General features: G+C 50.6%; 13 protein-coding genes. 12 read left to right on the top strand and 1 reads right to left on the bottom strand.

Features of this window, described 5'->3' with window-relative positions; translation table 11 throughout:
* From KF749_11055 to KF749_11035, 5 genes are all read left to right on the top strand, one after another.
* Positions 1-771 (top strand): carboxylate-amine ligase (locus KF749_11055; protein ID MBX2991691.1); only part of this gene is annotated, 771 nt, incomplete at its 5' end.
* A gap of 14 nt (positions 772-785) precedes the next feature.
* Positions 786-1,805 carry an aminopeptidase gene (locus KF749_11050; protein ID MBX2991690.1) on the top strand — a complete coding sequence of 340 codons (1,020 nt, stop codon included), beginning with the start codon at positions 786-788 and terminating at the stop codon, positions 1,803-1,805.
* Positions 1,806-1,872: 67 nt separating this feature from the next.
* Positions 1,873-3,066 (top strand): hypothetical protein, encoded by a 1,194-nt coding sequence (locus KF749_11045; protein MBX2991689.1) that lies wholly within the window; start codon positions 1,873-1,875, stop codon positions 3,064-3,066.
* 299 nt (positions 3,067-3,365) lie between these two features.
* Positions 3,366-4,217, top strand: a complete 852-nt coding sequence (locus KF749_11040; GenBank protein ID MBX2991688.1) for a hypothetical protein — start codon at positions 3,366-3,368, stop codon at positions 4,215-4,217.
* 40 nt (positions 4,218-4,257) lie between these two features.
* Complete coding sequence (locus KF749_11035; GenBank protein MBX2991687.1) at positions 4,258-5,871, top strand: T9SS type A sorting domain-containing protein; 1,614 nt, start codon at positions 4,258-4,260, stop codon at positions 5,869-5,871.
* Here KF749_11035 and KF749_11030 read toward each other — a convergent pair.
* Positions 5,837-6,919, bottom strand: coding sequence for a DUF1624 domain-containing protein (locus tag KF749_11030; GenBank protein MBX2991686.1), 1,083 nt, complete (start codon positions 6,917-6,919; stop codon positions 5,837-5,839). The two genes, KF749_11035 and KF749_11030, sit on opposite strands and share 35 nt — an antisense overlap.
* A gap of 140 nt (positions 6,920-7,059) precedes the next feature.
* Between KF749_11030 and KF749_11025 the strand changes: the two genes are divergently transcribed.
* The 7 genes from KF749_11025 (at position 7,060) to KF749_10995 (ending at position 13,734) form a co-directional block, all read left to right on the top strand.
* Positions 7,060-7,314 carry a PqqD family protein gene (locus tag KF749_11025; GenBank protein MBX2991685.1) on the top strand — a complete coding sequence of 85 codons (255 nt, stop codon included), beginning with the start codon at positions 7,060-7,062 and terminating at the stop codon, positions 7,312-7,314.
* Positions 7,287-8,345 carry an ATP-grasp domain-containing protein gene (locus KF749_11020; protein MBX2991684.1) on the top strand — a complete coding sequence of 353 codons (1,059 nt, stop codon included), beginning with the start codon at positions 7,287-7,289 and terminating at the stop codon, positions 8,343-8,345. Before KF749_11025 ends, KF749_11020 begins: the two co-directional genes overlap by 28 nt.
* Positions 8,346-8,347: 2 nt before the next feature.
* A complete protein-coding gene (locus KF749_11015; protein MBX2991683.1) occupies positions 8,348-9,712 on the top strand; it encodes an alanine racemase in 1,365 nt (454 codons plus the stop codon).
* A gap of 4 nt (positions 9,713-9,716) precedes the next feature.
* On the top strand, positions 9,717-11,864 hold the full coding sequence (locus KF749_11010) for an urea transporter (protein ID MBX2991682.1): 2,148 nt from the start codon (positions 9,717-9,719) through the stop codon (positions 11,862-11,864).
* Positions 11,861-12,496 carry a tetratricopeptide repeat protein gene (locus KF749_11005; GenBank protein ID MBX2991681.1) on the top strand — a complete coding sequence of 212 codons (636 nt, stop codon included), beginning with the start codon at positions 11,861-11,863 and terminating at the stop codon, positions 12,494-12,496. Before KF749_11010 ends, KF749_11005 begins: the two co-directional genes overlap by 4 nt.
* A gap of 286 nt (positions 12,497-12,782) precedes the next feature.
* Positions 12,783-13,244 carry a VOC family protein gene (locus KF749_11000; protein MBX2991680.1) on the top strand — a complete coding sequence of 154 codons (462 nt, stop codon included), beginning with the start codon at positions 12,783-12,785 and terminating at the stop codon, positions 13,242-13,244.
* Positions 13,245-13,317: 73 nt separating this feature from the next.
* Entirely contained in the window at positions 13,318-13,734 is a 417-nt protein-coding gene (locus KF749_10995; GenBank protein ID MBX2991679.1) for a DUF1761 domain-containing protein, read from the top strand.
* The last annotated feature ends 19 nt before the right edge of the window (positions 13,735-13,753 follow it).

Genomic DNA, 13,753 nt, shown 5'->3' with positions numbered 1-13,753 from the left:
CAGGTTGCCCGCGCAAATCTTATTTTCGGTTTGCATGTTCATATCGGCATTGAAGATAAGGAGGCGGCGATTCATCTGATGAACGCGGCCCGCTACTTTCTTCCGCATATTCTTTCGCTTTCCGTCAACTCGCCCTTCTGGATGGGGCGCAATACGGGGCTTATGTCGTACCGTTGCAAAGTGTTTGACAAGTTTCCGCGCACAAACATTCCCGATTACTTTCAGAGTTACGGAGAATATGAGAGCTTCGTCAATCTTCTGATAAAAACAAATTGTATCGATAACGCGAAAAAAATATGGTGGGATATCCGTCCCCATCCCTTTTTCGGAACGCTCGAGTTCCGCATTTGCGATATCCCGATGCGGGCTGAAGAAACGGTGGCGCTTGCGGCGTTGATGCAAGCCGTCATTGTGAAACTGTACAATCTCTATTCATCAAACATGGGATTTCGCCTGTACCGCCGCGCGTTGATTATGGAGAACAAGTGGCGTGCAAGCCGGTACGGCATCCGCGGGAAATTGATCGACTTCGGAAGGCAAACCGAACTTCCGGCTGTTGATCTGATTTATGAACTGTTGCAGTTCGTGGATGATGTTGTTGATGAATTGCAGAGCCGGGAAGAAATCAACTACGTTCACAGGATTCTGGAAATGGGTACAGGTGCCGAGCGGCAGTTGCGAGTGTGGGAGCAAACACAGGATCTGAAAGCGGTCGTTGATTACATTATTGAAGAAACCCGTGTCGGGCTGGGTATGCCCGCCGAAGCGTGATAGACAGGAGACTGATGAGTGTTGTGATTGATGATGTTATGGTCGATGAAGAACTGATGGAAGGCGCGTACAACGCGGTAAACGTGTGTTTGCGCATCAAGCCGCATGAGAAGGTCACGATCATTACGGATGAACGCACGCATGACATTGCCGCGGCCATCTGCAACGAGGCGCAGAAAGTGGGGGCGCGCTGCAACAAATTTCTGCTGGAAGACTTCTCCCCCCGACCGCACGTTGACATGCCGCAGCCGATTCTTGATGATCTCGCCACCAGTCAAGTGAGCGTCTATGCGGCGTGGGGGCAGACAGGCGAACTGCGCACTCGCATGCAAATGACGAAAGTCGTCACCGAGCATCGTCTCCGCCACGGGCACATGATCAATGTGAATCATCAGATTATGAAAGAAGGCATGCGTGCCGATTTCAACAAGGTGGACGAAATCAGCACGCGTGTCTGGAATCTCGCCCGCGTTGCAAAGAAAGTTGTCTGCAAGACTTCGCTCGGAACACACATAACGGCTGAACTCAGCCCGAAACTGAAATGGCTCAAAACCAGCGGCATTATCAGTCCGGACAAGTGGGGCAATCTGCCCGGCGGGGAGATTTTTACCTCTCCCGCAAACGTCAACGGAACCTTCATTGTGGATGGGGTGGTGGGCGACTATCTTTGCGCGAAATATGGCGACTTGCAGGGTACTCCCGTGACAGTCGAGATCACAGATAGCCGGATGGTATCTGCTCACTGTGACAACAAAGAACTGGAGCGTGAATTCTGGGATTACTGCCATACCGATAAGAACAGCGATCGGGTCGGCGAGTTTGCCATCGGCACCAACATCCAACTCAAGCACGTTATCGGACACATACTGCAGGACGAGAAAATTCCAGGGATTCATATTGCTTTCGGCCATCCCTACTCCGAACATACGGGCGCAGACTGGACATCATCCACCCATATTGATGTTGTCGGGACGAGGTTCGATATTTGGATCGACGACCTTCAGGTGATGGAACGGGGCGAGTTTCTTATTTGATGGTTTCCACTCTGCCTTTGCACGTGCAGAATTTTATGTCATCCCCCAAGAATGAAACGCCAACTCGATGGTTCCTCATCTCCGCGAATACTATAACAAGAACTTCACTGATGAAAAGTACCGCCTCTTCTTAAGGCGGCTCGATGCAACATGCGGTGTTCAAGTGGAGTTCAGAGTATCTGAGACGCCGTTCTTCATCCCTTCTCAACTCATGGCAACAATGTCGCAAGCCGGGCACGAGATTATCATGCAGTTGATGAACAATGCAGAGTATCTCCGGCGCGCAGCAGAGACGATTCCGCATGAATACCATGTCCCGAATCAGACTCCTCAACCCGTCTTTGTTGCTGTTGATTTCGGGATCGTGCAACTGCCGGATGGTTCCTTTGCGCCACGTTTGATTGAACTGCAGGGATTTCCGACTCTCTTTGCATTCCAGCCTTTGCAGTCGATGTTGTTCAAAGAAGTGTTTGAATTGCCTCGTGAGTGCCGTTATTTGTTGGGGAATCTTGACTTTGAAGCATACACGTTGCTGTTCCGGAATGCTGTTCTCGGAAACCATGATCCGGACAATGTTGTGTTGCTGGAGCTCGACCCTGTACGTCAGAAGACGCGTCCCGATTTCGTTCTCACCGACAGATTGTGCGGTACGCAAACAGTGAACATTCGTGATGTTGTTAAACAGGGGAGGCAATTGTTGTACTGGCGGGATGGTACGCTCGTTCCCATTCATCGTATCTACAACCGCGCCATCGTTGATGAGTTGATCAAATCAGAAGCGCAACTTCCGTTCAGCTTCAGAGACGAGCTGGATGTTGAATGGGCGGGGCATCCGAATTGGTTCTATCTGATCAGCAAGTTCTCTCTTCCATTTCTTCATCATCCCACCGTTCCCAAGACGATCTTTCTCGACCAACTCAAGTCCGTGCCCGACGACTTGCAGAATTGGGTGCTGAAACCGTTGTTTTCATTTGCCGGAAGCGGCGTCATCATTTCACCTGAACAAGCCGACATCGATGCCGTACCCGACCGGCATCGGGGTGACTATGTTCTTCAGGAAAGAGTCGAATACGGCGCGTTCATTCAAACGCCGCACGGCGGAACAAAAGCCGAAGTCCGCATCATGTTCATCTGGCCGGAAGGGGGGGAACTGACGCCGGTTGCCAATCTCGTTCGCATGGGCCGAGGCAAAATGATGGGCGTTGATCACAACAAGAACATGGCGTGGGTGGGAAGTTCGGCGGGATTGTACGTGCCATAATGCCGGATCGGAAATCCAAGGCGACTACTTGCGCATTGCCCCATCCTTCCATTTCGCATAGAATATGATTAAACTCTCTACAGTCAGTTTGAGTCTAATCCTCGTAGTTTGCGTTCTCCCCTTGTGACGGCGCGGACGAACCTGACCTCTTTGACAGAAAAGAAGCCAAGTCTTTGGACTTCCCGCCTCCAAACCTCGCAACGATACATCTAATGCGTTGAGGTAATTCATGAAACAATCCGGTGTTGGGATGCCCGCTGAGGCGGTAATTCGTTCTTGTAAGAACCGATGGAGTTAGTATGACATTTGTTTCGGGATTGTTGGGATTTGTTGTTGCGGCGAGTGGTGGTATTCGCGATAGTTCGACCGACGCGAACGACGGAGGAATTATTCCTTTGCCCTCCCCCTTGCATGTTATGGTTTCGACATTTGGCACACTGGGAAGTTATTCTACCGGCACCAAGTCGCGCTCCCTCAGCGGCTTCGCCACCCTCTCCAATGCCTGGGTGGACTATTACACGATAGGCTACGGTACCCTCTGGCTCGAGCGTGATGACGCAGGCGGTAAGTACTACACCCAACATCTCGTCGCAGCGCGTGCATCGAAATTCCTGCCGCCTCGGATCACACTTGCGGGTCACTACGCGTACCTGGATGAAGGGGAGATACAATTATTTTCCGAACGTACAAATTTTCATTGGATGGGGGGCGGTGCAAGCTATTGGTTCTCGCCGTTTCAGGTTGCCGGTTCATCGTTCACGCTCTCCCTTTCGGGCGGGGAGATTGCCACCCGCATTGTTCGTGGATATTTCTCCTTTGAAGTTACTGCCGGAATCTGGTCAACCACAACGGCTATCGCAAGTAATGCATCGTGGACTCCTTCGCTGTTCTGGTTGCATCAAACCGTCAGTATTCCGTTTGGTGGCAGGTACCACTTTGTGGTGTCCGGCGGCATAGGGCGGCGCGCGTTCTACCTTGACGACGAAACGCTCGTTCTCTACAACCAGCGTGTTGTGCAAACGAGACTTGTACAGGCAAAGGCTGTTGTAAACATCGTCGGAGGATTCTATGTCATTCCTTCGTTCGAGTATAACGGGCATGACGAATACTCGGCGACGTATGGCTCATTGGGTTTGCGCCTCGTATTCTGACAGCAGTTCTTGATTTAGGGATAAAAAAAACATGTTATCAATGAGATATTTCGTTTTGACGCTGGCAATACTTGGTGGAGGTGCCGGTCTGGTAATGCAATCATATGCCCAGTCGTCATTTGCGCCCGTATGGAGAACCGTTCCATGGGACTCCGGCGGCCTGCATCCGAGCAGCATCGCATGGTCCATGATGAAATCCGAGCTTGACCTGGACAATGACGGCAAGAAGGAATTTTTGCTCTCAACGGCATGGAGCGGTGTGTATCATAATGCTGTCTATCTGTACGAGTACGCGAGCAACAACAACTATCAAAACGTGTGGAGCTATTCGTTCTATCCGTATTCCAACGACTACAGCGCCGTTGCCGTCGCCGACCTTGATGGTGACGGTTGGAAGGAGATTCTCTGTCTGATCGATCCGTACGATTCGACGTACCACGGCTTCTATGTGTTTGAATGGAATGGAATGGACAACGGCTTTCCGGCTCTGCCGACCGCGACGTGGAATCTCAACCTTCCCGCCGCATTTGATGAAGGAACTGCCATCATCGCCGGTGATTTCGATAACGATGGTCGAGAGGAAGTGGCTGTTGCAATTCAGGAACGCTATTCTACTCCGAAAAGCCGTTTCATGGTATTCTCTCTTGCCCCCGGGTCGACCTTCCAAAATCCCGTCTGGAACATTGAGTTTCAAGACTCAACAACATTCGCCTACGTCGGCTACGCGCTTGAAGCAACCGACCTTGACCGTGATGGACGAAAAGAGATTGTTGCCGCCGGCTGGGAGCCGTTGCACTTAGCCTTCTATGAACATACCGGCTCCCCCGACTCGTTTGCACGCGTCGCCAACGTTTATCACAATGATCTTACCATTGATCTCTCCAATATGGGCTTTGCAGAGGCAAATTACGACAACAATGCAACCTGCGAACTCTACATCGCGACAGCGAATGGGCGTGTGTACGTCGTAACCAACCCGGGCGATGTCGGGCAGATGACGGGCAACGATATCATTCTGCTTCATGCCTACGATCCGTACCGTGGGATTGCCGGCGTTTCAAGAGGCGACATTGATTTGAATGGGGTGCCCGAGTTGTATCTTGCCGGAAGCTACCATGAGGCAGTGTTTCAATGGAAATATGCCGGGGGTTCAATTACCGACCCGCAAAACTATCACAGGACAACAGTCTACCAGGACGATACCACCGATAACATCACCCCGGGTTCCGATCAGGGATGGTTCAGACCGTCAAAGGTCGCAGTGGGAGATTTCGACAATGACGGGCGGCCTGATATGGCAATCGCTTCGGCGAGTTTTGCACGGGACAAGCCTATTCTCACAGTGATTGAGATGGCTCCGGCGAATGTTCGTTTGGTTGATCAACAGGTTTTGGGATTCATGCTTGAGCAAAATTTTCCCAATCCATTCAATCCCTCGACACAGATCTGGTTCCGGATACCGGAGGTCGGCCATGCGGTATTGAAGATGTATGATATGTTAGGAAGGGAGGTTGCCGAACTGGTAAACGAAACATTGCAGCCGGGAAGATATTCCATCCGTTGGGATGCATCAGGAATGCCAAGCGGCGTGTACTATGCACGGCTCTCTGCAGGCGGATTCACTGAAACGAAACGGATGACGCTAATAAAGTAGCCAGTTTGGGTTTGAGCCTTTGCCAGATAGGAATGCAACAACTTGTTGCAGCGAGAACAACGAAAAACCAGATCAGAGTCTGAATCACAGTTTGTGTGCGATAGAGTTCGGTAGCAAGATTACCAATAAAGAGCCATTGAAAGACATACGCAGCGGTGACATTGCGGCCAATCCATTTGATGTAAAGGACGGGCAGAGTATTACCGGTGTGTTCTTCGAAAAATGAAACGAGCAAACTCCAGGCGCAGAGGAATAGAGCCACCCAGAGGGTGAATGAAAGCGAATGATGATAGTAACGGGACAGATCAACAGAAATCGCGAGTGCATTCTTTGAGAACATCAAAAGGCAGCAAGCACAGAAGGCAAGAAGCAGCAAACGAATTAACGGCGTCATTTGTGAATGTAGTGTGAAGCTTTCGCTCCCGATTTTGTACGCGTATCCGAGCAACGGGTATGCGAGCCATGGAAACAAAGGGAAGTACGACCAGCTTGACTTTCCCCAGAAGAACGGCACAATGTACTTGAGAAACGGATCGGACGACTCTATGTTATGCAAGAGGGGAGTCAGGGCAGCAGCGGCGAAGGCCAGAATGAGATAAGCAATCCATGATTGCCGGAAGATGGTTCGAAGAAGGGCAATAGCCATTACGCTCAATCCGGCGAGTGGCAAAACATCGGCACCGAAGATGTATGCAAGCGGATCGAGATCAAACCGGCCCGAACGAATCGAGAAGAGAAGATTGAGATTCAGTCCGATGTTCAACAGAACTCCGCCGAGAAAAAGAAAAACTCCGCGGCGTATCTGTTGAAAGAAAGACTTTCGTGATGAGGCAAGAAAGTAGCCCATCACGGCCATAAAAACAGGTGCAGCGGGTGGTCCACCGAGAAACAACGCGACGCGACCCGCAATACTCTCATAGATTGCCGGCGTCGAAAACAATTCAACAAGATGCACAAGAATCATGAACACGACAGCGAGACCCTTCAGAAGATCGGCTGTTTGATTTCGAATTTCGGCGGAAAGAAATTGGCGAAGGCGTGCGAGCATGACACAAAGTGGTGAAATTTTGTTCAAGTCTCAAGGCATTGCAGGACATGCCGGAAGCGTGTCCCTACGAAGCAGTTGTGGGGATACGGTTCACCCGTGTCCTGTCGGAATGTAATGATCTACAAGAAAGGCGATATTCCATGAACACGTATCTCGTTCCTGAAAGTCTTGCCGTAAGCGATTCGGGGTTTCTCTTCCTCGCTTCCACGGGCGAGACATTTACGCTGAATGAAATCGGCAAGGAGATCTTCAAGATGCTTCAGGGTGGAGACACCCGCGAGGCAATCGAGCAGAAGGTTCTTGAATTGTATGACGTTGAGCGGGCAACATTTGTCCGCGACTTCGATGACTTTATCAATCAACTTTCATCCTTCAAACTGATACGTACCAAATGAACATCGCCGTTACAGGGCTGAACGCCACCGACAATCCCGGACCCGGCGTGCCGGTCATACGGAGCCTGCGTTCGGCGCCGGAGTTTTCCGGGAGGATTATCGGGTTGTCGTATGATTCGCTCGACCCGGGAATCTACATGGAGAACATTGCCGACAAAAGCTATCTTATTCCCTATCCGTCGAGCGGATTGGAACCGCTGTTTGAGCGGATTGCGTACATCCACTCCAAGGAAAAGTTGGATGTCATCGTTCCCACCCTTGATTCGGAGTTGTACGGATTTATCAAGCTGAGTGAGCGGCTGCGGAGCCTCGGCATTCATACATTCCTGCCGACGTTTGACCAACTAAACCTGCGCGCAAAGGACAAGCTGTTCGATTTCTGCACGGTACACAAATTCAAGGTGCCGAAAAACATTCTTGTATCATCGCTGCAGGATCTTCACAACATCCCGAATCAATTCAACTATCCCGTGGTGGTGAAGGGGATTTTCTATGACGCGTACATCGCCCATAACTTCAACGATGCACATGCAGCATTCGACAAACTGCGACTCAAATGGGGGCTTCCCATCATCATACAAGAGCATGTGACGGGAGATGAATTCAACGTTGTTGCGCTCGGCGACGGCAGCGGTGCATCTATCGGCGCCGTCCCGATGCGCAAGTTGTACATCACGGACAAAGGGAAAGGATGGGCCGGCGTAACGGTGGATGACAAAGCTCTGATCAGTCTTGCGGCAGACATTGTCAAAGCGTTGAAGTGGCAAAGCGGGCTTGAATTGGAGTTCATCAAATCTAAAGAAACTAATGAGTATTTTCTGTTGGAGATTAATCCACGCTTTCCGGCGTGGGTTCATCTCGCTACAGGTGCCGGACAGAATCTCCCGTATGCACTTGTGAAGCTTGCACGCGGAGAGCAGATGCCGCAATTCAGAGCATATACGATCGGTACGATTTTCATCCGCTATTCGTGGGATTATATCACCACCATGAAGGAATTTGAAAAACTAGTGGTTGCAGGAGAAAAATAGTCATGGCAGAAAAGAGAACATACGAACGTCCCGTTGTGACGAAGCATCAGTCGGGCATCATGAACAAATTCGGCAGCGGGCCGTCAACTTCCGTTCGTGACAATATCGACGGTGTGTTGATTAAGGATCTCGCCGGAAAATTCGGCTCTCCTCTCTTCGTTCTGTCGGAGAAAACCATCAGGCAGAATCAGCGGAATGCCTATCGCGTCTTCAAGAACCGCTATCCCCGTGTACAATTTGCGTGGTCGTACAAAACGAATTACCTCGATGCCGTTTGTTCCGTGTTTCATCAGGAAGGTTCATGGGCGGAAGTTGTGTCCGAATTTGAATACCGGAAGGCGCGGGCTTTGGGTATTCCGGGCGAACACATCATCTTCAACGGACCGGAAAAAAGCATCGAAGTGCTCCGTACGGCAATACGCGAAGGCGCGATGATTCATATTGATCATTTCGACGAGTTGTATCACATTGTCGAGCTTACGGATACTGAAAAACTGAAGGCGAAGATCGCCATTCGCGTGAATATGGACGTCGGTGTCTATCCGTTGTGGGACCGGTTCGGTTTCAATTACGAGAACGGCGAGGCATGGCAGGCCATCAAGCGTATTGTCGCCAATCCGCGACTAACACTCATCGGGCTGCACACACATATCGGTACGTATATGATGAGCGCAGAGGCATATCGTGTTGCCGCCAGTAAACTCGCAACTCTTGCGAAAAGTATGCATGATGAATTCAACATCACGCTGGAGTACATTGACGTTGGCGGAGGCTTTGCATCGCAGAATACCCTGATCGGGCAATACCTGCCGGCGGAAGAAGTTGTACCGAGTCTTGAACAGTACGCCGATGCAATTGCCTCCGGCTTGTTCCAGCTTTCCATCAAGCCGGAAGATTTGCCGACGCTAATTCTTGAGACGGGGAGGGCACTCATTGACAATGCAGGGTACCTCGTCACAACCGTCATTGCAAACAAGCGACTCTCAACCGGGCGCAGGGCAATTATTGTCGATGCGGGGGTGAACCTGATGTTCACGAGTTTCTGGTACAAGCACAAGATTCAACCGGCCCAGCAGCCGAGCGTGCATACCGAGGATGCTGTCATCTACGGCCCGTTGTGCATGAATATTGATGTGTTGCGCGACGGCATAGTTCTGCCGACACTCAAGCAGGGTGACCGCCTTGTACTGAACCACGTCGGTGCATACAACATGACGCAATGGATGCAGTTCATCACGATGCGGCCGAATGTGGTTATGGTGATGGAAGATGGGAGCGTTGAGTTGATTCGCAAGGCAGAAACGCTGGAGTATCTTGCGCAGCAAGAAGTACTTCCCGCCCGACTCAAGGAGAAGAAATCCCGCTGACATCATGAATCTTCTTCTCGACTCCATTCTCTACAGCTACGCCCAGATCTTCTTTTCCAACCGGAAGTGGTTCGGCGGGGTAGTTCTGGCGGCGACGTTTGTTGTTCCCGAACTGGGACTTGTCGCATTGTTGGGAGTCGTCCTTTCAAATCTCACCGCCGCGGTCTTGAAATTTGATGAAGGAAAAATCCGAAGCGGATTCTATGGGTTCAACGGCATTCTCTTCGGTGCCGCTGCGGTATTCTACTTCAAGCTGACGCCGTTTTTTCTCGTCCTGATCGGCATCTTCATCATTATCACGTTCCTTGTCTCTGCTGTACTTGAGCATCATCTTGCTGCGGTGTTTAACCTGCCGGGCCTGAGTCTCCCGTTTGTTCTAACGTTGTATGTGTTTATCATCTTCCTGACCAACTTGCGTGGAATAGAGAGCAAGCCGTTCGAATTCACCGAGCCGGAATTCCTTGCGATGCTGCCACCGGTTGTCAAGACGTATTTCAGAAGTCTTGGATTGATCGTGTTTCAATCCGACATGCTGTCGGGGGTTGTCTTTGCTGTTGCCCTTCTTTTTCTTTCGCGAGTGATGTTTACGCTGAGCATCGTCGGGTTTGTCTCAAGCCTGTTCTTTGTAGACTTCGTCATGCAGGAAGCTGACGAGTGGTTTCTGATCTTTGCGGGATTCAATTCGATACTAACGGCGTTTGCGCTTGGCGGAAATCTGATCCTTCCGTCGAAGAAATCGTTCCTTCTCTCCGTTATTTCATCCCTTGTTGTTGTGATTCTGACGGGTTTCTTCCTCAAACTGCTGTCCGGCTATCAATTACCCTTGCTGGTACTTCCGTTTAACTTTGTCGTCTTGTCAGTGATTTACAGTCTCAAATTCCGTCGCGAGCAAAGTGATCTTGTGCTTCTCTATTTCCAGCCGGGCACACCGGAAGAGAACTACTACTACCATCACAATCGTGTGTCGCGCTTCGAGCGATTCAAAGCAGTTGTGCCCGAACTGCCTTTCTTCGGCGAGTGGCGCGTGTCGCAGGGACAGAATGGATCCATCACACACAAAGACAAGTGGCGTCATGCGTGGGATTTTGTTGTGACGGATGAGGAGGGTAAGGAATATGCCAACAACGGAGCGGCATTGAGTGACTACTACTGCAACAGGCTTCCCGTTGTAGCGCCTCTTGAAGGTACAGTCGTCCGTATTGTTGATGGTGTTCCCAACAACGAGGTCGGCGCGGTCAATCTGAAGTCGAATTGGGGAAACACGGTCATCATCGATCACGGGAACAATCTCTTTTCAGCAATTTCCCATCTTGAGCCGCATGCAACCAATCTTGTTGTTGGGCAGCGGGTGAAAAAAGGGGATACCGTCGGTATGTGCGGCAACAGTGGCCGCTCGCCTACTCCGCATCTCCATTTCCAATTTCAGATGACGGACAAGTTGGGGGACAAAACATTCGAACATCCTATCGGCCATTATTTGGAGAAGACAGAGAACGGATGTGTTCTGCACACGTTTGATCATCCGAAAGAGAATATGCTTGTGCGGAATATCGAATTGCACAAAATAATCAGAAGGACGTTCGAGTTCACGTTGGGGGATAAGCTTTCGTTCGTTTGTTCATTTGATGACGAGGCGTTCAACGAGGAGTGGGAAGTGAAAGTGGATATCCTGAACAGCCTGTTCATAGAATCTTCCGCCGGAGCGACAGCATCCGTCGCAATGGTTGGCAAGATTTTCTATCTGACCGGTTTTGTGGGAAACAAGCGCTCGGCGTTGTATCATTTCTTCTTGATGGCTGTGCAGGTGCCGTTGTGCTACGAGCCGAATCTTGTCTGGACTGATCGCTATCCTGTGTCGAAGGCTGTCGGCGGGGCTGTACGCTATCTTTCCGAGTTCTTGCTCGTGTTCAGTCCGCAGCTGAACGCGAGCGCCTCATTCAGGTTTGCGGAACGATCGGAGGAGAGCCGCGAATTCACAATCTCCAACAATATTCGATTGAAAGGTACCGGACTGTTTTCGTTCTACCAAAAAACGCTTGATGGAACTCTCACTATCGATGCAGAAGGAATGATAAAGGAAATCCGGATATCTGCGCCGGGGGGCCGCACATTTGTTGCAACGGGAATAACAAACGAGGAGACATCAGAATGAAACACTTCACTCTACTCAGCGTGCTGCTGGCCGCCATCATCATTGCGGTGCTGGCGGGGGCTGTCTTATCCCAGAACAAAGGAAAGGTTGAGGCCTTCCATCAATCGCTGAAATTTGAGACGACGGGTGACTACCAGAAAGCCGTTCGATCTTTGCTGGACGTGTATAAGGAGAATAAGAACGACTATCTCATCAATATCCGTCTCGGTTGGTTGTACTATTCGTTGATGAATTACGAGGAGTCTAACAAATACTATACCCAGGCAAACACCATTGCCAACAACAAAAGCATCGAAGCGCTGCTCGGCCGTACGCTACCCCTCTCGGCGTTGAATGATTGGGAGAACGTGCAGGCAACGTATCGGGCCATCCTGAAACTCGACCCGATGCACTTCACTGCCAATCTTCGACTCGGACAGATTCTTCTGAACAACGGGGAGTATGACGAGGCAAGACGCCATCTCGAAAAAGTCCACACCGGCTATCCCGCCGAGTATGAACCGAACCTTTCTCTTGGATGGACATACTACTACTTGGGCGACAGGCAAAAGGCGCGCATGCTTCTCACCAACGCGTTAATGCTCAGTCCCGGAGATACGCTGGCACTACAGGGGCTGAATCTTGTGAAGTGAATGTTGCGATGCATGGAGAGATGCGAGGGGCATCGGTGCATCATTCCCGGGGCAGAACTCCTGCAAAACTCGTGCAATTGGCCCATTTTCGGGGCCGCGATATTATCAGTGTGCTGTGTTCACTCTTGCATCGCTGAACCCTTCTTAGTATAATCTCACGAGCATTCCGGCGGCGAACCGACGCCATTTCTGACCTGCAACCAGCACACGAATAAAACGTATTCGACTTCACACTCTTCATCATCACATAATCCAACATCCCCTCAAATAATAAAGGAGTACTGCTATGGGTGCACCCGTTGTTCACTGGGAAATCAATTCCAACAATGCCGATCAATTGCAGGAATTCTACTCGAAACTTTTCGGTTGGAGTGTTAACGCGAACAATCCGATGCACTACGGACTTGTCAGCACCGGTAGTTCGAAAGGGGCTCAAGGCGGTATCGGGCAAAACGATCCGAGCCAGCCGGCTCCACCCGTTACATTCTACGCGGAAGTTCCTGATCTGCAGGAGACCCTGAATAAGGCCGTGGGTCTCGGTGGAACCATCGTCATGCCGCCGATGGAAATTCCCGGCATGGTTACGATGGCGATGTTTCGCGATCCGGACGGCAACACGATCGGGATTGTGAAGAGTGAACCCCCGAAACCGAAGAAAAGGGCAAAGAAGAAAGTCGCAAAGAAGAAGGCAACACCGAAAAAGAAGAAGGCGGCGAAGGCAAGGAAAAATCGTCCGCGACGCCGGTAGCTTTTCTGGAATTGTTGAAGAGGATGTGGGTGGGGAATTACAGATCTCTCACAACATAAAAAGGAACACTGCTATGCCTCATTCAGGTATCAACTGGCTTGCAATCATCGTGGCTGCAATCATCCCGATGATGCTGGGTGGACTCTGGTATTCGAATCTATTGTTTGCCCGACAGTGGATGGCGTTGGTGGGAAAAACGGAGGAGGAGATTCGCAAGTCCTCAACGAATCCGGCCATGATGTACGGCGTTACGTTTGTGATGTGCATTGTTCTTGCATACGTGATGGACTACTTTGTCCACTACACGGCATCGAAGACGTTTCTCCAGGGAATGAAAATCGGCGGAATGTTGTGTATCGGTATGGTTGTTACGACTGCCTATCAATCGGTTACATTTGAATTTCGGAAAACAGGCCTGTATCTCATCAGCATGGGATACAACTTCCTCTGCATGGTATTGATGGGAGGGTTGCTGGCCGTTTGGAGATAGCCGGCAGAAGAACACGCAG

The sequence above is a fragment of the Bacteroidota bacterium genome (assembly GCA_019637975.1).
Classification (GTDB): Bacteria; Bacteroidota; Ignavibacteria; order UBA10030; family UBA6906; genus CAADGV01.
Note: the sequence above shows the minus strand (reverse complement) of the source record. Positions and strands in the feature narration are given on the sequence as shown.

Coding starts and splice junctions, on each gene's coding strand:
- KF749_11050 (MBX2991690.1), top strand. CDS start 786: ATGAGTGTTGTGATTGATGATGTTATGGTCGATGAAGAACTGATGGAA.
- KF749_11045 (MBX2991689.1), top strand. CDS start 1,873: ATGGTTCCTCATCTCCGCGAATACTATAACAAGAACTTCACTGATGAA.
- KF749_11040 (MBX2991688.1), top strand. CDS start 3,366: ATGACATTTGTTTCGGGATTGTTGGGATTTGTTGTTGCGGCGAGTGGT.
- KF749_11035 (MBX2991687.1), top strand. CDS start 4,258: ATGAGATATTTCGTTTTGACGCTGGCAATACTTGGTGGAGGTGCCGGT.
- KF749_11030 (MBX2991686.1), bottom strand. CDS start 6,919: ATGCTCGCACGCCTTCGCCAATTTCTTTCCGCCGAAATTCGAAATCAA.
- KF749_11025 (MBX2991685.1), top strand. CDS start 7,060: ATGAACACGTATCTCGTTCCTGAAAGTCTTGCCGTAAGCGATTCGGGG.
- KF749_11015 (MBX2991683.1), top strand. CDS start 8,348: ATGGCAGAAAAGAGAACATACGAACGTCCCGTTGTGACGAAGCATCAG.
- KF749_11010 (MBX2991682.1), top strand. CDS start 9,717: ATGAATCTTCTTCTCGACTCCATTCTCTACAGCTACGCCCAGATCTTC.
- KF749_11005 (MBX2991681.1), top strand. CDS start 11,861: ATGAAACACTTCACTCTACTCAGCGTGCTGCTGGCCGCCATCATCATT.
- KF749_11000 (MBX2991680.1), top strand. CDS start 12,783: ATGGGTGCACCCGTTGTTCACTGGGAAATCAATTCCAACAATGCCGAT.
- KF749_10995 (MBX2991679.1), top strand. CDS start 13,318: ATGCCTCATTCAGGTATCAACTGGCTTGCAATCATCGTGGCTGCAATC.